A 23988-nucleotide genomic window follows, 5' to 3' on the forward strand; every position below is an offset into this window, starting at 1 on the left:
TGGTGTCGTATGATGTTGAATTTTTTAGTTAAAATCTATTATTTAAGGGAATTTTTTGGGTATTTTTTAACCTTGACATAATGTAGTATTCATGATATAATATAGCATTAACCAAAAATAGGTCAATTCTGGCCACTGGTTGTGTACCTGTCATCAGAAGAGAGGTGTGTAATGAGTGTTTGGAGATATGTCGCAAAAGTCCTCAACATCTGGTCTGCCGCATTGGGATTGATCGGATTGATTGTAATCCGCAAAGATCCCACGAGTAGTTACTATCTGCTCGGTGTGGTAGCCTTGTCCCTGTTGGTTGCCATCAACTGCAAACTCAACTCCCCGAAGTAGTGTGGAAACCCATTGAGACCCGGGTTAGAATAGGGTCTCTTTTTTTGTTATTTTTGCTATTGACAAAATAGTAAAAATATGATATAATTGTCAGTTAACGATAGGGCTTTACCCTATAAACAGTTCTTAAACAAAGGGGTTTCCCATGTACGGAATTAGTGTCTTAGTTGCCACTGTGCTCTTGATTGTTTCAGGTCTGGACTATGTTCGTCGGGCCTGGATTGGTCAGACTAGCCCTGTTCCAGCCACCTGGATTCTGATTCAGGTCACTCTGACATTGTCCTTCTGGATGTATTGGAATAGCCCAGAGAAATCTTGGACTGCCAACATCGCTGTTACCGCTGGTCTTGTCAATGCCAGTATTATCTTCTTCGGGGTGATGGCTTCTCATATCCGTCACCGTACCTTGAGGGTAGCTTTCAACAAATTGCAGGCCTGGTGTTTGGTTGGCGGTGGCGTGATCGTCATCTTCTGGCTGATCAGTCGTCGGCCGTTGACTTCCTACATATTGGTTCAGTGCATCGCTTTGGTGGCCTACATTGGTACGGTCAAGAAGCTTTGGACGGCCAAGGGAAGTAGTGAACCGCTGTTCCTTTGGGCTGCCGTGTTGTCGGCAAGTGTCATTGCGATTTACCCTGCTTGGGTAAAACACGACATCTTTTCATGGGTTTACATAATCAGGGCTGTGCCTTCCACAAGTTTTGTGATCTACTTGATCAGCAGAGCCAAAGCTAGGAATGTACACACTTGATTCGAACCGCCAATATACCGAAAGGTTGAGGCGGTTCTTCTTTTTTCTCCAAAAAATTCTCCAAACAAAAAACAATCTCAAATTTCTTTCTTGCGAAACCAGATACGCGGCGCTGTGAATAAAAATTATATATTTATTTTAACTTCTTTAATATTGGAAGCAAGCCCGCCGATTTTAATTTCGATAATGCTGTTATTTTTGATTTTTAGATTGGCCAATATTTTAGAAGGTCTTTTCATTGAATATCCTTGTTCAAAAGTCAAATTGTTTATTTGTTTTTTTAAGATTTTTCCATATTTAAATAAATAACAAGCCAGAGCACCAGTAGCGGTTCCAGTGGCTGATTCTTCAGAAATACCATATAGTGGAGCAAAATTTCTACAGTAGGCGTTTGAATTATATTTTGTCTCCAAAGTAAATAAATGATAGCCAATAGCTTTATGTTTTTTAGCAATATTAGAAATGGAGTTGATATTTGGTTTTATTTTATCTAAAGCGTCAATAGATTTGATAGGTATAAGAATGTCCTTTAAACCAGTTGATACAATTTGAATAGGTAAATCATTGGGAATTATTTTCTCTGGGATGTTCAATGATTTCGCTATTTCTTTTTTTTCGAGTTTATTTAAAAACTTTGGTAAGTTTTGGTTCATGAAAATGGCCTTATCTTTCTTAATTTCAATATTAAGAATCCCAGATTTTGATTCCAAAGTATAATGACCTGGCTTTAAAAGCTTTTTTTTAGCCAATAAATAAAAAGTAGCAATCGTTGCATGGCCACATAAATTGATTTCCTTATTTGGAGTAAAGAATCTTATTTTGAGAGTAGCTTTGTTTGATTTTTGAACAAAAGCGGTTTCAGAAAAAGCCACTTTTTTTGCGATTAATGACATCTGTTTTGTGGAAAGATTGTCTGAATTCAAAACTACTCCGGCAGGGTTACCACCATTGGTTATTTTAGAAAATGCATTGAGTGTAAAGACTTTGATGTTCATATTTGGCACGACCCGTTCCAACTGGTCAAAGCTATTTTAGTCATCATTGGCCACACATTGGCCATTTTGGCACTTTACTGTTAATCCGACATTATAGCAATCAAATTCTACCGGCGGGCAATTCTTATAATTGTAGTCTTTTGTTAGTTGTTTTATAGGCGCCTCATCGGCATCTTTATTTGCTAAATAGTAGCAACCAAAAAGATAGTCCTCTACAATCAGACAATCAGAATCAGATTCACAATAATTCATAGCTGCTGTTATTTTATAGGATTTCTTGAATAAATCATTGCAACTTAATTCGTTATTATTTATGGTAGGAACCTGCTCAGAATTTTCTTTATTGATACTAGAACAGCCTGTTAATAAAAGCACAAAAATAATTAAAAAAATGTTAATGTTTTTTTTCATAGTTTTATATTATTCATTAAATTTTTATATATTTTTGTAATATCTCTTTCAGTTAATAGGTCAGTATATGCGAAGTCGTGATTGAGCGAATATGATATAACAGTGAGTTTGTTGCACCGGCATATTTGAGAAAGAACGTTTTGCCTTAGCGGACGTGAAAAATAAAATTATTGTTCAGTAGGAGGACAATAGTGATATTGATTTGCTTCGCACTTGTAAGTCCCATCAGCATAACCAACTAATAAACTATCTAGATTGGATCCATTCCATTTGTGACCATCAAATGTTCGAGTATTTTTTTTAATGCAAGCAAATCCTTTTAGGCATATTGGGTCGTCTTTTAAAAATTCGCCAGCCTGACAAATTCCTCCTTTTTTAGCATAATCAATAGAAAGATTTATGCATCCTTGTAAGTCACCAGTTTTTTCATTTACTGTGTTTGCGCAACGGTCTATATAATATGTCATGTCGGCGCATTCTTTATAAGAGTTGGCATTTTTAGATAACTCGTATTCTTGTTTTTTTAATCTATTTATTGAAATTTCACTTCTAACGTCTATTAATACGTATAATGCAAAATTAAATAAAATTAATTCAGCAATAATTGCCATTATCGAAATAATAAAGAACCCTTTTTTATCTTTACTTTTTCCGCCTTTTATTATAATCATTAATATAGTTATAAATATTGGGAAAATAATAAATAGCCAAAGAGGTATCACAAAAGCATCAAATCCTTCGAGTACACCTTCCTTTAATCCAATATATAGTAGATATATGGTAAGAATATAGAAGGCGACACCTAGTGATGAATAAATAATAAGAATTGTCCTAAACATTTTTTTATTAATTTTTTGGTTATTAATTTTCATGACTTTATGTTTGTTAAAAATAATTTTGTTCTTAGATCACGAACCGCATATGGGGTGTTGCTCGCCTGCCAAAGCCCCGTCTGCCATGACTGGCATGTCGGGCAGGTACACTTGGCGTAGCGGACGAGTGCTATGTATCGTTCACTTTAACAAATATTTTTAGGAATAGGGGATTGTCTCGTAAGATCAATCCCCGAAAGAGGCTGGTTTTAGTTGTGTTGGGCTCGTTATTTAGAGCCTTCTTTTGCCTGGCGAAGCATAGTATCAGCCGTCATTCGAAGTGCGTGTCTGTAATCTTCGATGTAGGTGGGTAGGAATCTAGTGTGGTGTTCACCGGGCTTTGTTGGTCTTGATATAGACTTACCTTTCAATAGTTCTCTTGCGTCGATGCATCTCATATCCACCTCCTTTCAGCCTCCTAAAAGTATTTGTTAAAGAAACATTAATATATAATCTTAGTTATTAAATATTCTCTTGTCAATTTAGAGCGATATTTCATCTAACAGGACAGCGTATGCGAAGTCGTGATTGAGCCTATGTGGTAAGATTCGCGTAGCGACCACATAGGTGAAAGAACGATTTGGCCGAGCGGACTGCAAAATTAATAATTTTTATTACACAGAAATATATTTAAGGCAGCTACACTAATGCCGCAGTTTATTTCACCTTTTTCAGTCATATTTTTTACTTTGGCTATTTTTATGTTTTTTATTTCAGAAATATCTTCATCACCCCCTTTAAAGTCTAGGCCTATTTTTGACTTGTCTAAGTTGGTGGCTAAAAGTACATGAACAAAAGTGTCTTCATGACCAGGAGCAATGAAAAAGCCACCTATTTTTTTTATGTTTTTTGCTTTTAGTCCTGTTTCTTCAAATAATTCTTTTTTGCCCTCTTTTAAGATATTTTTCCCTTCCATTGAGCCGGCTGGTAATTGCCACACTTTTTTATTTATTGGGTATCTGTATTCTTTGGTAAAAAATATAGATTTGTCATCATCTAAAGCTATTATTACTACACCAGAAGATTTTTTCAAAAAACTGTATATCCCTTTTTTACCATTTGGCCTTATTACAGTATGGTCTTCTATTTTAAACCAGGGGTTTTTATAGGATATTTTTGATTTTATTTTTTTATATCTCATATTTTTATATAAATAGTGCTCGGTATACCATTTGTAGATGTACCGAGCACAGAATAGTTTTATTACACATGTAATTCTTCATCACAATTTATGCAGCGCAATTTTTTCTTACCAGCCTTTTCATCAACTACAGCGTAGAGATGATTACATTGTATACCTCTACGCAAGTGAAAGTGGCTGATCATTGCTCCCATCAGAGCGTAGTTAGCGATATCTAGAAAGTCTTCTACTATACTTTCATCAGCGATGGTTTCATCATCTGAAAAAAGTCTAGCTAGTTTGTCACGTATCCTTACGAATATTCCTACAACTCCATACTCTACAAAAACACTTTTATAGGCGTTATTTTTTTCTATGAAAAGACCCAGTGCTTCTCTCAAAATGGCCTGATACCTTTTGGTCATGGGAGGATCTTCAGGCTTGGGCAATTCTTTGTCAGCGAACTTCAAGGTGTAGCTGCCTTTTTTCCTAGTCATTTTTGACTCCCCTTAGCTTGATGGTGGTAGATTATTTAAGGAACTATTTCTAGTAAAGTTATACCATTATGCTTAGTGTATGTCAATTTTTCAGTCCGCGAATCAGATACGCGGTGTTGGGCGATGTAAAAATAAATTCCTTTTTTATTTAATTTGTTGCAATTCCAAAGTATAAAAATTTTACATCCAAATCAAATGGATTAGTTTGAAAATGTTTTTCATTTGGTTCAATTGTAATGCAGTCGCCCTCACTTACTTCTGTTTCATTATTATTGATATTAAAGATAGCCTTACCTGATATAATAAAAAATACCTCATACATTGTATCATGCGCATGACTTTGAGAAGATTGGCCTGGTTTTAAAATAGCCTTGCTAAATGTCATTAGTTGTGGAATTTCTCCTTTGGCTATTAAAATTTTCTTTTTTATTTCTGGATTATGGGAAACACTATCTCCAGGAATATTTTTTATACTTACTATTTTCATAATATAGGAATTTATTTTTATTTCATCTAACGTTCATGACTATGCGACGTTTGCCAGTGGTAAAATGCGCTGAAAGCGTACCACTGGCAAATGTGGGAGAATGACTGAGCGAAGCGAAGGAATGAACCGCGTAGTCATTGTTAGGCGATGTTACTTAAAAATTTTACTTTATGCACTTAATAAGTAATCTTGCTTTAAAGAATTTTCCAATTATTGGTAAATAACTTATAAAATGAAAAACAGATAAGAGTTTTATATAATGGGGCAAATAATAGATTACTATATTTTTGAATCCAACTTTCTCCAATAAATTGATATGTTTTTTTACATTTCTTATCCCAATATGTCCTACCGACTGTTTTAGAATTCCATTTTTTTTGCATAACTCAAGAAAATAATCCCCATTTGGAGTATGGAGATAGAGCTTCCCGTTTGGCTTTAATGTATTTCGAATGGCTGTAAAAATAGAAATGAAATCATCGTCATAAACATGTTCACTGAAGTCCATAGAAAAAGCTTGATCGAATTCATTATCGTGTTCTTCTGAAAATTTGATTATATCATTACAGTTGAACCGAGTATTTCTAATATTAAGTGCTTTATGTCTTCTTTTTGCAAGATTTATGAATTGTTCTGAAAAATCTACACCAGTATAGGATTTTACTCTATTGTGAATCAGCTCACCCCAAAGACCATTTCCGCAACCGTATTCGACAACACGAAAATCTGAATTGAATTTAATGGGCTTTAGTAAATTTTCAAGTCGCTTTTTTTGTCGAAGATAAGTTTTAAAATAGGGATTATTTTCTTCTCCACTATTAATTAACTCCATCCATTTATGGGGTGCATCTAGCTGGTAAATATCTTTTAATTGTTTTTTTGATAATTTGTTTTTCATTTTAATTGGTTAAAATTTTTAAGTAATTTCATCTATCAGACAAGCGTATGAAAAGTCGTGAACGAGTAGCGTGCTACAATTTCTGCGAAGCAGAGCACGCTAGGAGTCGAAGGGTTTGGGTGAGCGGACAAATAAAATTATTCTAAGACATACTCCCAGCCAGGTTGCCAAGATTTGGTATTTCTCCAATCTTCATCAATAGCTTCTTGCCAAGTTTTCCCTTTAGTTAACACCTCTAAGGCTAATTGAGGAGCTTTGTGTGCCATGATGGCTATATGTTTATTATTATAGTTTTCTTTCAAAAAGTCCAGAAAGTCTTTTATTCTATCTTCTACATTTTTTAGACTCTCGCCATTAGGAAATGGAGTGTCTACATATTTTTTGTAATCAACATTTTTTTCATTAGATTGATTGAAATCTCCATAGTTGCATTCTCGTAATCTTTTATCTTGAGCAATTTCATATTTACCTTCAAATCCTAAATTAGCAGAGTCTACCGCTCTTTTTAGGTCTGAACAAAACATAATATCAAATTTTTTATTGGCAACCTGGCTTCCTAAGTCTTTGGCTTGCTGTATTCCTAATGCTGACAACTCTCCTGGCGCCCAACCAGTGCTGAGATTTTTTTCATTGTCGGCTGTTGTTCCATGAACAAAATATGTTATTTTTACACTCATATAATTTTATTTAGTCCGCGAACCGCATACGTGGTGATAGGTGATGTACATTTTTTCTTAAACTTTGGAGAATTTTATTTCTTAAAAGTAGAATTTGATTTTTATCAATTTTGGCGAGGGCGCAGAGGGGGTTAGGGGGTGAATGCGCCCGAGCCGAAAAAGATTATTTTAATAAGTCGTCTAATCCACAGGAAAGAAGAGCAGCTTTGTTTAGTAATATTTGTTCTTTTTGATTTAAATTATCAGCAGTCATTCGAATTACTTTAGTAGTTATGATTTCGCCTAACATTATATGGTTGGTTTTTTTAAAATATTCTTCAATTTTTTTATAGAATAATTCTGCATATTGCATTAATTTTTCCTGTGAAGGAGGATTACTAGTCCAGCCATTGCTATTAAATTTAAATAGTTTTTTTATTTTTTCACTAGTTTCAATTAATAAATTTCCTTCGCCGAAATCAATCCAGTAATCACTAATGCGAAGTATAATCTTAACTTGTTTATTTTCAGTGGTGTTATACTGATACATAAAAGAGAATATATCTGTATGAAAATCTTGGTATACATTTATTTTTTCGAGAGTAGTTACCGTGTAGATTTTATATTCTTCTAGTGATCGTAAATAGCTAGTTCGCCAATTAGCAAGCCAATTGTTTATGAATGTTTGATCTATAAATAGAGGTGTTAAATCTTGTTTCAAGTTATCGTCAGTTTTTTCATTATTTAATATCTTGATAGTTATTTTATTAAAGAGTTCTTTAGGATCAGCAAACTTAATATCTTTCGCTGCCAGATAGTCTAAATCTGGTATAATTTTTTTTGACATGTACCATAGTAAATCATAAATATCACGTCCTTTTTCTTCATATATACTTTTGTCAACTCCACGTTGCCCACGTAAAAAAATAGCGGCAATTTTGCTGGCCATAAGAGCCGATAGATTATATGTTTTTATGGCAAAAGAGAATTGGTCTTTATTTTTTGGTATGTTTTCGGTGACTACTGTTTTAGGAGGAACAAAATGGTTTAAATCAATTTTAATGTGTACTTGTTTAGAGGAGAAATCCAACCCTAACTCTTCACCTATATGAAATTTTAGTGTGAGGCCTCTATTGTTAGTAACCCCAATTGTTAGAAAATCAGTGTCAATATTATAAACGTTTTTAAAATGAGCTACGATTTCTTCCTTTAATTTATCTAAGAAGTCATTTGTGATTGCATGGTCTACTTCGAAATCTAAATCGACCGACATTCTGTTTAGTTCATGACATATGCGAAGTGCAGAGCCACCATACATAATCCAATCGCTATATTTTGGGTGATGATATATAAAATTTAGTACATAAAATTGTAGCTCTTCTTTTATAGCATTACGTTGCGTCTCCGCAGTGGCGCCTCCATATGCAGATATTTCTTCTAGCTTTTTTTTAAGCGCTATAATAATTTGATTATTCATGACGTATATAATTATTTATCATTAAGTAGAATTTATTTTTTTCCTCTTCATCCATTTCATTTATGTCAATACGTAGATCATTAATTATTGAGTCAACATCTTTAATCTTTATGCCTCGGAATTGTTTAGTTTTGAAGTAAAGTAGATCAAATAGAGCTTTAGATGGAGGGGCAATAAAAAATTCAAACTTATCTTTTATTAAAGAAAAATTTGAGAATAAATCTTTTTTTAAAGATCGATATGAAAAAGTACCTATCTTAGTTTTGTAGTTTCTAGTGACCTTTGGTGTGACTGATATTGTGGTGTGTATTATTTCAGTAGAAAGATTATAATACTGGAGTGCTGTCCACGAGCTTATATAAGATGGTTTTTTAATGATATTAGCAAGGAAGAAAGAATAGGATAGATTATTTTTATTACTATTATAAAAATGCGTTGATACATATAAGCCCCTTTTGAGAGGAATAATTTCTTTATCTTTTAAGAAGCGACTTATATATGTGTTAAGAGTGCTATCTTTTAGATTGTAGCTTTTTTCATTTTTGCCTAATTGGTAAATACGCTCTTTACTGAAATATGGTAAAGATTTTAATTCTTCAAGTAGATTGTTTTTTGATTTACGTTTCATATGTATGACATAATTGTATTATATCTGAAATACCATGTCAATAGATATATATTAATTTGTCTAATATTAGGTAAAATACCATAAACCCCCTAACTAAAATAAATAAAAATCAAATTCGTATCGTTATCAAAAAAGCTGGTCTAAAACCAGCAAGGAAAAATGTATTTCATCTATCAGACGTGCGTATGCGAAGTCGTGATTGAGCAAATATGATAAAATTATTTGAAATCATATTTGCGAAAGAACGATTTGGGTGAGCGGACTAAATTATTTGCCAAGTATTATTAAATGGATGAGAGGACGACGGGATGCCGTCCTCTCTAGATTCTTGAGGTACACGATGTCTATTTTCCGGAAGACTTAGTAGGCCGATTGGGTATTCGTGATATCTGCCAGAGGCAGAATGCGGTGCCAAGTACCACCACTGCTACCAACACAGGCAGTACTTTGATACTTTCCAGCAAGTAGGAAAGTACTTGTCCTCGCTGTTCGGCACCCATGATTGCCAGTAGCACGATCGTCAAGACGATCAGCGTGCCAAGAAACAGCCAGAAAGGACGGCTACTTTTCTTCTCGGTTTTCACCTCGTTACCTCCTAGTTGAAGAACAGTGACTTTAGCTCACTTTTAAAGTATATTTCAAATTTATTTATAGGGCAAATAATTTAGTCCGCGAACCGCATACGCGGTGTTGTGCGATCGTGTGATTTGTGTTATTTTAGTAATATTATGGCTTTATTTAAAGGGAAGAAAAAATCCGAATTATCAGTAAAATCTACAAAAATTGCAGTTTTTATAGATGCAGGAAATTTATGGGAAGTCTATAAAAAAATTGGGAAAATGATTGAAGTTAATAAACTTGAATCTTTTTTCAAAGAAAAATTTTCAGGGGATATTTTCAAGATTTTTTATTATGTTGCCTATCCAGAAGACGGGACTAGACCTCAGGTGCAGATTGATAAAATTCATAAATTTTTAACATATTTGAAAAAAGGATTGGAATTTGAAGTTATAAAAAAACCATTAAAAACAATCAACCTGAGGGATAAAAAAGGAGAGCTTATTTATGATCAAGATACCGGAGAAATAAAAACAAAAGAAAAGGGTAATCTTGATGTAGAGTTTACGATAGATGTAATTAAATATTCCACAGCATATGATATAGCGGTATTTGTTACTGGTGATTCGGATTTTTTGCCATTGATTAGTTATTTAAGAAATCTGGGTGGTAAGGCTAAAAAAGTATATATATTTTCTACAGAAGGATGCATATCAAACGAACTCAGGACTGGTGGTGATGGGTATTTTGATCTTAAAAATTGTGTAGAGATACATGGTTGTGATCTTAAGAATCAAGAGGATAGATAATAAAGTAAAAAGATAATATAGATATACAAAACACCCTCGTGCAGAGCACGAGGGTGTTTCTATGGTGTTTTAACCCCTTAAGTTTTATGGCTAAAACCCAAGGACATTATTAGTTTATATAATATGCCAAAATTTGTCAATACTTATGAAAAATGGCATAATTTTTAGTCACAAATCACATGTCGTACAACAGGCCAGCATTTGCGACGTTGCCGACGAAATAGCCGTGATAAAATTATTATATCATCACGGATATTAGGAGGCAATGTAGGTGAAGCGACGAGGCACGAGGAGTGGAACCGCAAATGCGGTGTTGTGTGATATTAAATTTTTCTTGATTTGATAGGAGCTTGTGTTGACGGAATAAGCGAAATATTATATATTATTATGAAAACCAAAAATTGAGCAATTCAGCTCATTGGTTGTTCTTACAGAAGGGAGAGCGAGATGATTAAGAATTGGATGCTTTACAGTCTGTGGCTGTTATTGGCCACAACCAACGTCGTGATGATTTCCTATCACACCATTCCTTCGGCCATGATAGTGGGTCTGTGTGTCGGCGTATTACTAGCCGCAGCTATGGAAGCAGAAAGTCCCACCGAAGCTGGTGATCTTTACCTGGGTTTTGTGGTGAGCTTCATTTTTGGAGCTTTCGTTTTCCTGAACTTTCTGCTCGGCTGGAACCTGGTCGAAAAGGTGAGTGGCGAATACGCCAAAGAGTTGCACATGGGGATATTGATCCCCTTGAGCTATTTCAGCACCTTGTTGACGGCATCAATTAACAAGTTTTCATCTCTGCATCGTCAGGTGTCTGTCGGATGATCTTCCGACATAGTGAATGTACATTTCCATCGTTTGGGGACGGAGTTTCAGAAAGCTTCGTCCCTTTTCATTTTGTATAAAATAAAAAAATCTCATTGGAGATTATGTGAGTAAAGAAAAATTTAATTTCATACAACAGGACAGCATTTGCGACGTTGCCGACGAAAAAGCCGTGATAAAATTATTATATCATCACGGCTATGAGGAGGCAATGTAGGTGAAGCGACGAAAGAATAGAGGAGCGGAACCGCAAATGCGGTGTTGTGTGATGTCGAATTTTTTTTAGGTATTCATTATTATTTAGGGGAATTTTTTGAAGGATTTTTAGATTGACAGGATAGAGTATTTATGCTATACTATATTATTCACCAAAAATAGGCCAATTTCAGGCTATTGGTTGTGTTCCTCAAACTTGGAAGGAGTAACTTTATGAGTACCGCCGTTGTTTCTCAGGCCAGATTGTTCTGGCGTAAGCTTGGTTGGTGGCAAGCGTTGACCATCGTCGTGGTGCTGGCCGCCTTCTTCATCGCCTTGCACTTGACGGGTCAGAAGGAATTGGCCGGACTGATCGCCGCTCTTGTTGTGGCCTTCATCATGTTTGTCAGTGGAGCTTATGCCGCCTTCACAAATTCTCCGGCTCCGCTCATTCCCACCGCTGTCCTCGCTATTGGTGTTTTTACTGTCATGATCACTCAAGTCGCCATCCTCTTAGTTGGTGTTGTAGGATTAGTTTTTATCATGCTTAACCTTGAAGTGAGACAGTATGGTATCAAGAAGAGAGTTGTCTGGCTCTCATCTACAGTGGAGTTCGTCGCCATTCTCCTTCCCATTTTACTGGCCTAGGCCAGCCCCTGCCACGAGACCCGGGTTAGAATAGGGTCTCTTCTTTTTTTCTCAAAAAATTCCCAAACAAAAAACAATCTCTAAAAGATTGTTTTATAATATGAATAGAAAATTCGATTTCATACAACAGACAAGCGTATGCGAAGTCGTGATTGAGCCTATGTGGTAAAATTCGCGTAGCGACCACATAGGCGAAAGAACGATTTGGGTGAGCGGACTAAATATCTTCCATAATCATTTCTTCTACCGCACGTTGTAATTTAAATAAATCTATATTGTTTGTTTTAAAAGCAGGTGCAGGTTGATATACGGGATTTTTGAAATTAATTTTTTCTATATTTCCTTGCTCATCAAATTTAATATACCCTTCTGTTAATGTGCTATCGGGGTCAACTCCATAATTATCTGATAAACCTTTGTGAAACTTAGAGGTTATAAATATAGTAAAATTTTCAGTAACAGAAAATACCCAAGTCCGCTGTTCTCTATCAATATCTACTTTACGTAATTTTAATAGAGCCTTATAGTCTATTTTTTCTGGTGATGATGGATTTTCAAAATGTTCATTCATAGTATTTTATTTAGTCCGCGAACCGCATACGCGGTGTTGGGTGATGTACGACGAATTCCCAGAATTTTATTTATTAAAAGTTTGTTTTATTCTTTTTGCTATTTCTTCAGGATATAATAGAATATTATCTAAATTATCTAATTTTATCCATTCCAAATTATATTGGTTATTTGGATTATTTCTTCCAGTTTCAGGCCAACCTAATTTAATTTTTCCTTCAAATGTTTTAGCTAAGAAATAATATCCGTAATGGTGCTCATCTTTATATTCCCAAAGTAATTTATCCAAAACTATGTCTAAATTAGTTTCTTCTTTTATTTCTCTAATAGCGGTTTCTTCAGATTTTTCGTTTTTTTCTATTGTTCCTCCAGGAAATGCATAATACTCGTTATCATTTTTAATTCTATGTATTAAAAGAATTTTTTCATCTTTGATTATAATTACTGCTGATCTTTTATGATATTGCATAGTTTTAAAAAATTCTGGGAATGAGGAGTATTTCGCCTAACAGACAAGCGTATGAGAAGTCACGAGTGACTGGAGGTGATAGAATCGCACGGAGTGCTATCACCGAAAGGAACGAGTGATTTGCGCGAAGAGAAATAAAGTTTTTGCTTAATTATTGACTAATTACTATATAAATGATAGGGTATTTTATTAGTTCTGGCTAGGCCAGAGTAGTTCATTACTCTAAACCTCTGAAAGGAGGTGAAAAATATGTCTTCCAATTTGGTTGGTTTGAAACTCGATGGCTACACTGTCCAGAAGGTGTTCGAAGTCTTCAGGGTCGACGAAGACGGCATGAAGGTCAAGTCAGTCGACTTCTTCATGGACGGTGGTGTAGCCACAGCTTGGACTCAAGGTCTGGCTGACCGCCACTTCCACAAGACCGTCGAAGTGCTCGTCATCAGCAACGGTGAAAGCCATTTCCTTTTCGGAGGAGAGGAAGTCAACATCCACGATGACACGAGTGCCCTTCTTCAGGTTCGACAGAAGGCTCTGTCCAAGCTGACTTCGGAAGAACGGGCTGTACTCGGCCTGTGATCATTTGCCGCCTGGCCTGAAAACTGGGCGGCTCTTTTATTTTTTAAAAAACTTTATTTCTCTTCGCCTCATACGCGGTGATAGATGATGACCAATTCCATGGCGTTATAAATTATTAATTTTTTTATAGGTAGCTATACCCGTACAATGAAGTTGTTGTCCATCTAAGACATGGTCATACTTTATATTATTATTAGATATATATTCTATTAGCCAATTTTTGATGTCAGTATTTATAAATTTTAATAAATATTTAGTTTGGTTGTTTATGAAATTTATTATCTGTAGTGTCTCAACTTTTTTGCGACCTCTTTCATCAATATATGTTTTTTCTGGTCCATTACTATTTATCATAGCAAATGACAATGGTTTCGTTCCAAATATGACTATTTGAGATTTGTAATGAATTATTTTTTCTCTTTGTTCTTTTAATTTGAAAATCCATTTTTTATTTTTGTCTAATATTTTTTTTAATGCAATGTCTATAGTAGGTTTTTTTTCTAACGATTTATATAAATCATGTATACTCATTTCTTGGTCTTGCGGATGAGCAGGGCCTGTGGGGGTTTTTAGATTTCTGGTATTTTTTGGCAATGTCTGCCATATTATATAAGCTATATCGTTTAGTAATATTCTTTGTCTTATTATAAAACTTTCTAGATCAGCTGCTATATTATAGTGGTTTGGTTCGTTTTTGTTAGTTTCAGAAATTATTCGATCGTAGTATAAAAAAAGTCTAGATAGTGACCAAAAAATAGCATTTGTATTGAAATAATAATGTTTTTTGAAGTGTTGAAAGCCAAAATTGGTAAGCACATCAAAAATTGGCAATTCTAAATATTCATTTTTTCTTATCATATATAATGGAATTGGTTTTCATCTATCAGGCTAGTGTATGCGAAGTTCTGCTTGAATTTTATGCTAAAATAGCACGGAGTGCAAGCATAAAATGAAAAGTAGAATTTGGGTGGAGCAGTGTTAGTTTAGTTTAAACTATATAAAAACAGATAAATATTACTTTACCTGTTCTTTGATATTGCTTCGCGAAACCGCATACGCGGTGTTGGCTGATGTTTTAATTAAATTTTGTCTTTAATTCTTCCAAAGTTTTTCGCATTAATTCATCTGCTTTTTTGCTTTTTTCTTGTATTTCTTCAATGGAGTTTGTTTTGTATAAATCTTCGATTTCCTGAACAACTTCTGGTGGCAAATCAACTGACGCATGTTTAAGACCTATGTTTGGCCACTGCGGAGAATAAAGAAGCCTCAATGCTTCAATAAGTTTGTCTAAAATTAGATCGTGATATATTTTGAGCGCATCAAGATAGTTTTCTCGTTTTAATTCTCGTTCTAGACACATGTTACGAAGAGAAACTCGGGCTTCAATATTTTCGATTTGAGCTATAATATTTTTGCGTTCATTTTCTTCGCTTCCTGATTCAGTTTCTAAAATACCTTTTTTGTCGAACAATGTGGTTTTACCCTGTGCTTTTAATTTCGTAGAGTCAGAGTATGTTTGCAGAGTAATATCGATAATTAAAAATTTTGATGTGCCCTGCACATGATAAAGCATTTTGGGCCAATCATATCCAGGTCGTGTATGTTCAAGTTTAAAATCAATATTCGACAATGCGGCTTCTATCGTTTGAATAACGCTTTCTATATTTTCGTCTTCTATGACAAGACGTACATCGATATCAGAATATTCGTCCACGGTACCATGTACATCTGCTCCTTCAAGAAAAAAAGCAAAAACAGATGAATTGCCTTCAAGAGCGCTATGAAGCTGATCAATAATTTCTTTTCTCTTCTCTATTGTATTTTCTGGTTTTTGTTCGTTTTCTTGCCCTATGTTTATAGGTAACTCGTTCTTATTCATATTTAAAATTTAATTAATATTTCAGCTAACAGACGTGCGTATGCGAAGTCGTGACTGAGCGAATATGATAAAATTATTTGAAATCATATTTGCGAAAGAATGATTTGGGTGAGCGAGCCCTTTTTATTATTTGTCTTTTTCTTCAGTAGGTGGCACATAAATAACATCTTTTTTATTATTAGGATTTATGCCTTCGCTAATTAGGTAATCCTCGTGCTCTTTGTTAAGTTCAGAAACCTCTCTTGTAAAAATACGAAATCCGATATATGCCAGAGCAGGTACTATAGGTATAAGTAATTTCCAATCCATATTTTTTTGTTAATTATTTAGCTCGCGAACCGCATACGCGGTGATAGGTGATGTGATAAAAATTTTAATATTTTATTACCAATAACCGTTTTGATTATTTTGCCTAGCATTCCTTTTTTTGAATTCTCTTTCTTCAATAGAATTATACAGCGCAGTTTTTAGGATTTTAATATCATTATTGTCTAGATAATTTAGAAAATCATCAATGGTCTTTTTTGATACAACATCAATTAGAAAATATTCTGGCTTGTCTTTATATGTGTATTCAACTTCAATTTCAAAATTATTTTTAATATCTTCATATTTATTACCATCACTAGCCGCTCGTTTAAATTTAGTGAAGTCAGGGACTAATATTAGTGGATAATTTACAGTGTTGTAGTTTCCACCTCTTTTATTGGAGTAAAAGAGACTTGCATGCATGACTTCGTTTTTTGCTTTATCCAAGATCTTGTTATCATTTTCTGTACTAAATTCCTTTACGGCTTCATTATCTTTTAAATAATGGTGCATCTTATTTTCGTAATTTAGGTAAAAATCTTCTTGATTTTGAAGGATGGGATTATTTTTTGCTAATTGTTTAGACTTTATTGGATCTTTATCTAAAAACCAAAATACTATATGTGGTTTAATATACTTACACTCTATTATTAATCTTATCGTTAATGTCTCTGTAGAATTACTGAACATACCACCGCCAACTTGAATATTTTTTTCAGCAATTATATCAATTTCTCTAGGTTTATTTTCAACAGGATCATTATAGTGTGGGCTATTTGTCACTGTCCATTCTTTTTCTTCTAATAATTTTGAAATTGTTAAGTGAAAGTCATGTCCACTGTCTCCCATTATTTTTTCTATGATTTTACCAGTATCTTTTTCCATAAAATTTTTATTATTTCATCTATCAGGACAGGGTATCCGAAGTTCCGAAGCGAATAGCGTGCTAAACTTTCTGCGAAGCAGAGCACGCAAATGAGCGAGGAATTTGGATGAGCGGGTAAGAAAAATTATCCTTATTAATTCCTAACAAATGAGCCTATTAAAGTAAGGATAGCCGTTATTGCATATAGAATAGAAAAGATTGTTCCGTGGGCATTTTTGATTTTCTTTTTTAAAATCAAATAAGGTATTATTTCAAGTATGAGTGTCATAAAAAGTATGCCAATAATGCCACCAAGTAATTGGAAGATATCCGAACCATTTATTGCCAGCGAAGCAATAACGGATATAATTAAGCCACTATATGCAAGGATTTTTACATACATAGGTGACTCTTTGAGGTTTAAATTTAGTCCCACTTTCATAATTTTATATTAATTATTTTATTTGTAAAATTTTTCTTACCTGCGAATCGGATACCCGATGTTGGGCGATGTACAGATTTTCCTTTAAATACCCCATTCTGATATTAGTTTTAAAATGGATGGCCATTGAGAAGTGAAGACCATAGCAATGATCACAATTATCACACCTATAATGATTAAGCCGACGGGTCGTTCAAACCACGTTTTCATAGCATTCAAGTCCGACATAACCTTAGATGTTTTTATGTAGAGCGCAGGATTGCTTCCAGAATTATTGATATATCCATTTGCTTTTAGAAACTCGTAGTAGATTTTTTGCGCATCACTACTACTTACATTTAAGCCATTTTGAAGGTCTTGAAAATTAAATCCAGCATCAGGTGTTTTTGAAACCCATTTAAGAATCTTTTTTATTGGAATATTTGCTATTTTCATAAATTACACAATAAGGAAAATCTGTATTTCGCCTAACAGACGTGGATTGCCGAAGTTGTGAGAGAGTGAAGTGGCTAAACTTTCGGCGGAGCCGAGCCACGAAACGAACGAGCAATTTGGATGAGCAAATTAATAAAAATATTTATTTAATACAAATAAACATTCAGGATGAAATTTTCCACCGTTGCTAATCATTTTTTTTATTTCCTCTTTTGTGAAAAATTGTACTTTTGTAACTTCATTAGGGTCAATATTAAATTCCCCATTATATTTTCCTTTAAAGAAAGTGCTAAAATGTTTGCGCCCATCATCAAGTTCAATGTAATGTTTGCCCAATAATTCTAATTCAGTTTTGACACCAATTTCTTCAAAAAGCTCTCTTTTAGCACATCCAAAATAGTCTTCCCCAGAATCTACATGACCACCGCCACTACAGTCCCAATAGGAAGGGTAGTTATAACTATTTTCCGAACGTAATTGGAGAAGAATTTCATCTTCATCATTTATAATCATAATATTAGACACTCTCAAAATATCTGATTTTTTAGCAGACTTTCTATCGATTATTTTTAGTACTTTATCATTTTTGTCTACTACTTCTACTAGTTCTAATTTCATATTAAATAATTAAGAGTTTTTTAATAAATATTTTTATAAATTTGCGAATCGGCAATCCTGTGTTGGGCGACCCGATAGGGCGGAGCGAAGCGGAGAGTAAGTATTAATTTATAATTTTATATTTTCTTTTATATCGCCAAGCGCTTTTTTGTGTTCTTCATATTTATTCTCCCAAAAATCAATATTGCTTAAAGCAAGTTGTTTAATTGGCTCTTGTTTTATCCCGTCTTTCATAATGTTTTCTTTATTCCATTTAACTTGATTATTAAGATAATTTTCTGCAGTTAGGGAAAAATCGGAAAAAAAGTTTTTGAGTTTTGTAATATTTTCATGTTTGAGGAATTTATATACACTTCCGTCTTGTAACATGGAGTCTATTGAATAATTAAGAATTTTAGATAATTGATAATATCCAAAATATCTAAATAGTATATCACCATTGACATGATTTCTATATACTTTAAATTCCTCAAGTATTTTTTCGACGTGTGTAATATTGTAGTCTATTTCAAACCGGAAATTTTTTTTTCGATTTTTTTCACTAACTTTGTTTTTTATTACATCCAATAAGATATTTATTATACTGCCTGCAATTACACCGGCTAATACCCCAAGGAACATATTCCAAAAAGTTTCCATATTTTTTTATTAATAAAATTTAAATTAATACTTATTTCGCCTAACAGACAAGCGTATCTGATGTTTGTCCGCCACTGAATCTAAGCTGTGTGCTTTTTATATGATTGCTCTATAAGGGTCAATATATAAGAAGTTTCATCTTTAGGAGTTATTACAATTTCATAATCACCATTTCCCCAATGGCCAATATTTGATACATCTTTAGCAATGCCCTTTGGATCATTTAGTTGTCCCTTTTTTAGATTTATCCAAATTTTAATCTTTGATTTTTTTAGTTCAAAATCTACAAAATTTGTATCAGCAATAAATCCTATATAATATTTTCTTGGTCTTACAGTTATATTGTCAGATATGTTTAAAATTTTTTCCTTTATTTCTTCATATTTATTTTTTACCTCTTCCGGCAGACTTTCTAAATGTTTTTCTTCCGAGTAAATTTTTATTTCTCTGCTAACTTTTTCTACGACATCACTTTTAGAGCTTATTTTGTTTATTGATTCGCTAGATTCAGGGGATTGTAGTTGATTATATAATATTGTATTATTTTCAAATTTTGATATCTCCCATAATTCAATTGGTAGATCCTTAAAATTTATTGCTTGTTTTTGGTATTTTGTAAATTCAGGGGAAATAAAAATTACACGAGATTGAGACCAGTCTACATCTTCTCGTTTTAAGCTCTGATTTTTACTTTCGTTATATTCAAGTATAAAATCAGCCTTGTTATTGAGTAATAAAGAAAGATAAGCATAACCTTGATCTATTACGCTAAAATTTCTATCCTTTTTGTATTCTATTATAACAAAAGCCTTTAGTTCATTATCAAAGGCCAGCGAATCTATTCTCAATCCATTTAGAGCAACTTCTGACTTGATAAAATCTAAGGAAAAAATTTCATTAAGATTTTTTTCAGTTGTTGACTGTATTTCCCGCTCGTTTTTAAAAGCGGATTCTTTTATTTTTTTGAGATTTGTATGAGATGTATCAAATATTGGCATAGAAATATATTATTATATTATTAGCGGACAAATATGGGCGAAGCGTAGCGTAGCCAGATACGCGGTGTTAGACGCTGTTGTCCTCGTTTTCTTTATATGGTTTTTCCAACTTATTCATTTCGTCTATTAATTGTTCTTTACTAAAATTTGATACCTCTTTGTGTTTTCTTTGAATTAACAAACTAAATATTCCCATAATTAAGAACAACAAAAAAAGCCAATAACATAAAGTTTTATTTGGGTGGTCTTTTTCCAAAATTGTTAGCCCTCCTATTAGAGCGGATAAGGCTATACCAAAAAAAGCCGGCCCTAGAACTTGCCAAAGGCTTGTTGGTGATTTTATTTTATCTGCCATGTTTTTTAATCTATTCCAATCAGGCCAAAACATAGGAAAGCCGCGCCTTGGTTCAGGTGATTTTATCTGACAAGATTCAGAAAATTCTAAATCGCTATCATTATTATTTTTTATCTGGCTCTTCGGCATTCTTTTCAATTAAATCAAGTTTTAAGGCATTAAAAAATAGGGTATTACCACAATTTCGGCACGTTGCATAGACTACAGGAGTTATGTTTGATTTTCCTCCTATAACCATGTTGCCTCCATGGAATTCTCTTAACTCAAATATTATATCTGATATATCCCATTCATTGTGTTTGCAAACAGAACAGGCCTTTGGCGCTGGCCAAGATTCTTGCAGTTTTTCCAACAATTTTTTTTGTTGTTCTTTGTTTAATTTCATATTTATATTTTATCATTAGAGGACAATTGCGTCTAACAGACAAGCGTATCTGAAGTTTTCTGCGAAACGAAGCTGTTATAATTATTGCGCGAAGTGGAGCGTAGCGCAAGAGCAGCGGAGTTGAGTAGAAAATTTGGGTGAAGTAGGAGAGAAAAAGCCTATTTTAAAGATATTGACATATTATAGATATTCTGGTATTTTATATTGTTCGTTCCCTGCATTATTCACCACCAACCTAGTGAGGAGGACAGCTCATGTCAGTATCAGAGGAGAGGAAATTGCTCGAGAAGATCATCCGAGCGAAGGTTCGCTTGGAAGACATGAAGGTCGAGCACAAGGAGGCTTGCCCTGCCGAAGATCCATTGATGGCAGGACAGTGCACCTGTGGTGCCGATACCCTGAACGGCCAGATCAACGCCGTTCTCCGCGAACTCTCTCTCGACTAGTGGGACAGACTCAGTCCTGTCTCGGCGCTCTGCAACTGCGGGGCGCTTTTTTTTATTTTTCTCTCCTACTTCACCAGATACGCGGTGTTAGCTGATGTATTCCTTTTCTAGAATTTACTTTTTAAATATTTAAATTTCTTTTTTCAATTTGGGCGAAGGGCAGAGGGGATTAAGGGGTGAATGCCCGAGCCCAAAAAAGTTATCTATTTTCAGAAAAACGTATATCTCTTGCATGCAACATTGTTTTTAGGCTTTCAGTAAATTTTAAGGATTCTTTTAGTGCTTCCTTCTTTGTATCTCCTTTTGGAATTGGAATTAAGAAGTATTCATTCCAAGCGTCTGTTTTTAATTCAGGTTGACTGGCTGTCTGAGCTAAATAATATCCTTGTTTTTTGCATAAATCGCTTCTTAACGAATACCATAACAGCATACTTTCTTCTAAATTTTTTGTTTTAAATACCCAAAAGCCAGATGTACAAATAAAATTTTCCATTTCTTTTGGTACCAGCATAACAGTTCCTCGTGAACTAATGTTTATCGCCATTAGAACATCATTTTCTTGAATTTTGTATTGTCCACGCGATGGTAGGTTTTCAAAATTGTCAGTTAAGTAGTTTATTGGCAAGCCATAGTCAGTTACGTCACTAATTTCAATATAATGAAATTGTTTGTTTTTAAATTCATTTTTTTGCAGGCCATTAATTTTAGCTCTTTTTTTTACGTCTATACCTTTTTTAATTTCAATTTTATCTTTGTCGGCGAGCTCTAAAATTTTATTCCAGGTATTTTTTAACTCAGGCGCATAGAAAAAAGCATCTAATCTATCAATTATTAATTCTTCTGGTGGAGTAATCCAAATTTGTTCCGGACATTCTAAGTTTTCATTTTTGTTTTGATTTTCTTTAATTGTTGGTTTCAGTATCCCTGTTCGTTTCCATTCTAAATAAGATACTAAAATATCAGTTAAATTATTACGCTCTAAGGTGTCTCTGAGGGAGTTGTCGTGTCCAATATTATTACTTATAGACATAAAAATGTGACTTTGTCGTTCATCATCATTTTGTTTTTTCCGTAGATGTAAAATTGACGTTTTTATATTTGCCTTTGCCTTGAAGAATGCGTTAAATGGTAAAGAATGAACTCCTAAAATTATAAATTTATCTACTATCCAGTTTCGAACATTTTGTTGATTTTTCCCGTTTAATACTGTGTCGTCAAGAACCAGTAATATTTCGCCACCTGATTTCAGTAATTTCCAATATCGATCCAAAAATAAAATATTTGATTTTGCACTTTTCATCCCGTCTGCAATATGGCGCTGGTCTAATATATCTGTTTCATCTTCATTATTTCTGTCATACACCATGCTAAACGGAGGGTTTGTTAGTACCAAGTCAAAGCTATTTTCCATGATTTTTGTTTGCATTGCTTCAATTTCAGATTTTCTTTCATCTTTCATGTCTTCTGCAATTTTTGGAAAATCGTCCAATCCATCGCCGTGAAATATGTGACTACCACCATCGCCGTGTAAATACATATTAATTCTAGCAATTCTTGCAACACGTTCATTTGCTTCAATGCCAAATAATTGTTCATTACAGATCTTGTTTTTAATTATTTCTTTTTCTGTATTACTAAAGCGTGTATCATCTCTCAATCCAGATAATAAATAAGCCATAACTTCAATGAGAAAACCAGCTGTTCCTGCACATGCATCCATAACTTTTGGCGGATTTTTAATATCCACATTACATAAGGCAATTCGGGTCATAAAGTCAACAACTGGTCGGGGTGTAAAATATTGCCCCAATGCTCGTCCTCTTACGGCAGCGTTTAAGAACACTTCAAACATTCGTCCGTTAAGGTCTTCATCAATTGAGCTAAGATTAATTTTTTCAAATATTTTTATTAGATCTTGGCAGGTGGAGGCACTCAATTTAAAAGTTTCATTTTCTTCAAAAATTCTACGTTTTTTGTCTCTATGTATTGCAGCTTCTAAATCGTCTCGTAATTTATTAAAAAGAATGTCTCGCACAGGATGTTTTGATGTTGATTTTTGAGCATCTAACCACTCGCTGGTAAGTGGAATTTTATATGTTGGGATGTCTTCATTATTTTGTCCTCTTTTTTTATCCTCATTAATCTTAATGAATATAAATTTACAAAATTCAAAAAAAGCATCAGTAGGGCTAAGTTTTTCCCTCTTCCAAATTAAATCATGCGTTTGCTGAAAGATTTTATTCAATTCGTCAGGCGAAACGATTTCAAATTTTAATCCATCACCGTGCACTACTTCATCAGCAGTTTTATACTTGATATAACTTCTTAGATTGGTATAGGCTGGTGAACCACTGGCAAAATCTGATAACTGTAATGTTACGATTGGTGTACTGCTGTCCCATTTGAATAACGAAGTTATAAAACCATTACTGATTAATAACCACTTGACCTTTTCTTTGTCTAATTTATCTCGGTTATAACTAAGAGCATAGCTTGCAGCTTGTCCCCATGCTTCGTTTATGGATTTATTTGGATCCTTAGCCTCTACTACTACTTTTGCATTTCCATTGCTACCAAGTAATAAAAAATCTATTTCAATTTTTATTTTTTTGGATCCATCATTAGCCATCAAATTAAGGAGTCTTTTTTTGGGGATAACAGATTGATCTGTATAGCCGAGATCATTAAATAATTTTGCCAAGAGCCTAGTTTCTACCTCGGCTTCGGTTTTTAAGTCTTTTAAATTAAGTTGAAATAGAGTACTTTGGCTCATATTGGTTTAATTTAGTTTTTATACTATTTATAATACAAGTATAATTCATTTAAAATAAAAACA

The 23988-nt window shown here is 33.8% G+C and carries 31 protein-coding genes; 6 read left to right on the forward strand and 25 right to left on the reverse strand.

What is annotated here, in order from left to right; genetic code table 11:
• The first annotated feature begins 487 nt into the window (after positions 1–487).
• Entirely contained in the window at positions 488–1093 is a 606-nt protein-coding gene (locus KKH39_01435; GenBank protein ID MBU1202684.1) for a hypothetical protein, read from the forward strand.
• Between the two features lie 125 nt (positions 1094–1218).
• Here KKH39_01435 and KKH39_01440 read toward each other — a convergent pair whose 3' ends face one another.
• From KKH39_01440 to KKH39_01490, 11 genes are all read right to left on the reverse strand, one after another.
• On the reverse strand, positions 1219–2088 hold the full coding sequence (locus KKH39_01440; protein ID MBU1202685.1) for a PhzF family phenazine biosynthesis protein: 870 nt from the start codon (positions 2086–2088) through the stop codon (positions 1219–1221).
• A gap of 36 nt (positions 2089–2124) precedes the next feature.
• Positions 2125–2499 carry a hypothetical protein gene (locus KKH39_01445; protein MBU1202686.1) on the reverse strand — a complete coding sequence of 125 codons (375 nt, stop codon included), beginning with the start codon at positions 2497–2499 and terminating at the stop codon, positions 2125–2127.
• A 167-nt stretch (positions 2500–2666) separates the two neighbouring features.
• Positions 2667–3371 (reverse strand): hypothetical protein, encoded by a 705-nt coding sequence (locus KKH39_01450; GenBank protein ID MBU1202687.1) that lies wholly within the window; start codon positions 3369–3371, stop codon positions 2667–2669.
• A gap of 601 nt (positions 3372–3972) precedes the next feature.
• Entirely contained in the window at positions 3973–4512 is a 540-nt protein-coding gene (locus tag KKH39_01455; protein ID MBU1202688.1) for an NUDIX hydrolase, read from the reverse strand.
• Positions 4513–4574: 62 nt separating this feature from the next.
• A complete protein-coding gene (locus KKH39_01460) occupies positions 4575–4988 on the reverse strand; it encodes a DUF1599 domain-containing protein (protein ID MBU1202689.1) in 414 nt (137 codons plus the stop codon).
• Positions 4989–5136: 148 nt separating this feature from the next.
• Positions 5137–5475 (reverse strand): cupin domain-containing protein, encoded by a 339-nt coding sequence (locus tag KKH39_01465; GenBank protein MBU1202690.1) that lies wholly within the window; start codon positions 5473–5475, stop codon positions 5137–5139.
• Between the two features lie 163 nt (positions 5476–5638).
• Positions 5639–6373, reverse strand: a complete 735-nt coding sequence (locus KKH39_01470; GenBank protein ID MBU1202691.1) for a class I SAM-dependent methyltransferase — start codon at positions 6371–6373, stop codon at positions 5639–5641.
• Between the two features lie 137 nt (positions 6374–6510).
• Entirely contained in the window at positions 6511–7050 is a 540-nt protein-coding gene (locus KKH39_01475; protein ID MBU1202692.1) for a histidine phosphatase family protein, read from the reverse strand.
• A 163-nt stretch (positions 7051–7213) separates the two neighbouring features.
• Positions 7214–8506 (reverse strand): nucleotidyl transferase AbiEii/AbiGii toxin family protein, encoded by a 1293-nt coding sequence (locus tag KKH39_01480; protein ID MBU1202693.1) that lies wholly within the window; start codon positions 8504–8506, stop codon positions 7214–7216.
• Entirely contained in the window at positions 8499–9134 is a 636-nt protein-coding gene (locus tag KKH39_01485; protein ID MBU1202694.1) for a hypothetical protein, read from the reverse strand. The genes KKH39_01480 and KKH39_01485 overlap by 8 nt, the downstream gene beginning before the upstream one ends.
• A 344-nt stretch (positions 9135–9478) precedes the next feature.
• Complete coding sequence (locus tag KKH39_01490) at positions 9479–9718, reverse strand: hypothetical protein (GenBank protein ID MBU1202695.1); 240 nt, start codon at positions 9716–9718, stop codon at positions 9479–9481.
• 144 nt (positions 9719–9862) lie between these two features.
• Here KKH39_01490 and KKH39_01495 point away from each other — a divergent pair, with 144 nt between their 5' ends.
• The 3 genes from KKH39_01495 (at position 9863) to KKH39_01505 (ending at position 12166) form a co-directional block, all read left to right on the forward strand.
• The gene (locus tag KKH39_01495) at positions 9863–10501 is read left to right on the forward strand and encodes an NYN domain-containing protein (protein MBU1202696.1); all 639 of its coding nucleotides are present in this window, start codon (positions 9863–9865) and stop codon (positions 10499–10501) included.
• A 447-nt stretch (positions 10502–10948) separates the two neighbouring features.
• Positions 10949–11323, forward strand: a complete 375-nt coding sequence (locus KKH39_01500; GenBank protein MBU1202697.1) for a hypothetical protein — start codon at positions 10949–10951, stop codon at positions 11321–11323.
• A 429-nt stretch (positions 11324–11752) separates the two neighbouring features.
• A complete protein-coding gene (locus tag KKH39_01505) occupies positions 11753–12166 on the forward strand; it encodes a hypothetical protein (protein ID MBU1202698.1) in 414 nt (137 codons plus the stop codon).
• A gap of 217 nt (positions 12167–12383) precedes the next feature.
• On the opposite strand, the gene KKH39_01510 is transcribed toward KKH39_01505, so the two are convergent.
• Together KKH39_01510 and KKH39_01515 are read right to left on the reverse strand one after the other, a co-directional pair.
• Positions 12384–12737, reverse strand: a complete 354-nt coding sequence (locus KKH39_01510) for a hypothetical protein (protein ID MBU1202699.1) — start codon at positions 12735–12737, stop codon at positions 12384–12386.
• A 66-nt stretch (positions 12738–12803) separates the two neighbouring features.
• Positions 12804–13205: an NUDIX domain-containing protein gene (locus tag KKH39_01515; protein ID MBU1202700.1), complete on the reverse strand. Its 402-nt coding sequence runs from the start codon at positions 13203–13205 to the stop codon at positions 12804–12806.
• Between the two features lie 249 nt (positions 13206–13454).
• Here KKH39_01515 and KKH39_01520 point away from each other — a divergent pair, with 249 nt between their 5' ends.
• Complete coding sequence (locus KKH39_01520; protein MBU1202701.1) at positions 13455–13781, forward strand: hypothetical protein; 327 nt, start codon at positions 13455–13457, stop codon at positions 13779–13781.
• Between the two features lie 105 nt (positions 13782–13886).
• Here the strand turns inward: KKH39_01520 and KKH39_01525 are convergent, their stop codons facing one another.
• The 11 genes from KKH39_01525 to KKH39_01575 form a co-directional block, all read right to left on the reverse strand.
• A complete protein-coding gene (locus tag KKH39_01525; protein MBU1202702.1) occupies positions 13887–14639 on the reverse strand; it encodes a hypothetical protein in 753 nt (250 codons plus the stop codon).
• Positions 14640–14856: 217 nt separating this feature from the next.
• Entirely contained in the window at positions 14857–15660 is an 804-nt protein-coding gene (locus KKH39_01530; GenBank protein ID MBU1202703.1) for a hypothetical protein, read from the reverse strand.
• Between the two features lie 126 nt (positions 15661–15786).
• Positions 15787–15969, reverse strand: coding sequence for a hypothetical protein (locus KKH39_01535; GenBank protein ID MBU1202704.1), 183 nt, complete (start codon positions 15967–15969; stop codon positions 15787–15789).
• Between the two features lie 75 nt (positions 15970–16044).
• A complete protein-coding gene (locus KKH39_01540) occupies positions 16045–16854 on the reverse strand; it encodes a hypothetical protein (GenBank protein MBU1202705.1) in 810 nt (269 codons plus the stop codon).
• A 134-nt stretch (positions 16855–16988) separates the two neighbouring features.
• Positions 16989–17276 carry a hypothetical protein gene (locus KKH39_01545; GenBank protein MBU1202706.1) on the reverse strand — a complete coding sequence of 96 codons (288 nt, stop codon included), beginning with the start codon at positions 17274–17276 and terminating at the stop codon, positions 16989–16991.
• An 84-nt stretch (positions 17277–17360) separates the two neighbouring features.
• Positions 17361–17711: a hypothetical protein gene (locus tag KKH39_01550; protein ID MBU1202707.1), complete on the reverse strand. Its 351-nt coding sequence runs from the start codon at positions 17709–17711 to the stop codon at positions 17361–17363.
• Between the two features lie 129 nt (positions 17712–17840).
• Positions 17841–18329: an NUDIX domain-containing protein gene (locus tag KKH39_01555; protein ID MBU1202708.1), complete on the reverse strand. Its 489-nt coding sequence runs from the start codon at positions 18327–18329 to the stop codon at positions 17841–17843.
• A gap of 108 nt (positions 18330–18437) precedes the next feature.
• Positions 18438–18968, reverse strand: a complete 531-nt coding sequence (locus KKH39_01560) for a hypothetical protein (protein MBU1202709.1) — start codon at positions 18966–18968, stop codon at positions 18438–18440.
• Between the two features lie 80 nt (positions 18969–19048).
• The gene (locus KKH39_01565; protein ID MBU1202710.1) at positions 19049–19966 is read right to left on the reverse strand and encodes a hypothetical protein; all 918 of its coding nucleotides are present in this window, start codon (positions 19964–19966) and stop codon (positions 19049–19051) included.
• A 67-nt stretch (positions 19967–20033) separates the two neighbouring features.
• On the reverse strand, positions 20034–20450 hold the full coding sequence (locus tag KKH39_01570) for a hypothetical protein (GenBank protein ID MBU1202711.1): 417 nt from the start codon (positions 20448–20450) through the stop codon (positions 20034–20036).
• Positions 20425–20706, reverse strand: a complete 282-nt coding sequence (locus tag KKH39_01575) for a hypothetical protein (protein MBU1202712.1) — start codon at positions 20704–20706, stop codon at positions 20425–20427. Before KKH39_01575 ends, KKH39_01570 begins: the two co-directional genes overlap by 26 nt.
• A 254-nt stretch (positions 20707–20960) precedes the next feature.
• On the opposite strand from KKH39_01575, the gene KKH39_01580 reads away from it, so the two are divergent.
• The gene (locus KKH39_01580; GenBank protein ID MBU1202713.1) at positions 20961–21152 is read left to right on the forward strand and encodes a hypothetical protein; all 192 of its coding nucleotides are present in this window, start codon (positions 20961–20963) and stop codon (positions 21150–21152) included.
• 199 nt (positions 21153–21351) lie between these two features.
• On the opposite strand, the gene KKH39_01585 is transcribed toward KKH39_01580, so the two are convergent.
• Positions 21352–23925, reverse strand: coding sequence for an N-6 DNA methylase (locus KKH39_01585; GenBank protein ID MBU1202714.1), 2574 nt, complete (start codon positions 23923–23925; stop codon positions 21352–21354).
• Positions 23926–23988 lie beyond the last annotated feature (63 nt).

The organism is Patescibacteria group bacterium, from assembly GCA_018819405.1.
Classification (GTDB): domain Bacteria; phylum Patescibacteriota; class Patescibacteriia; order UBA1558; family GWA2-36-10; genus XYD1-37-29.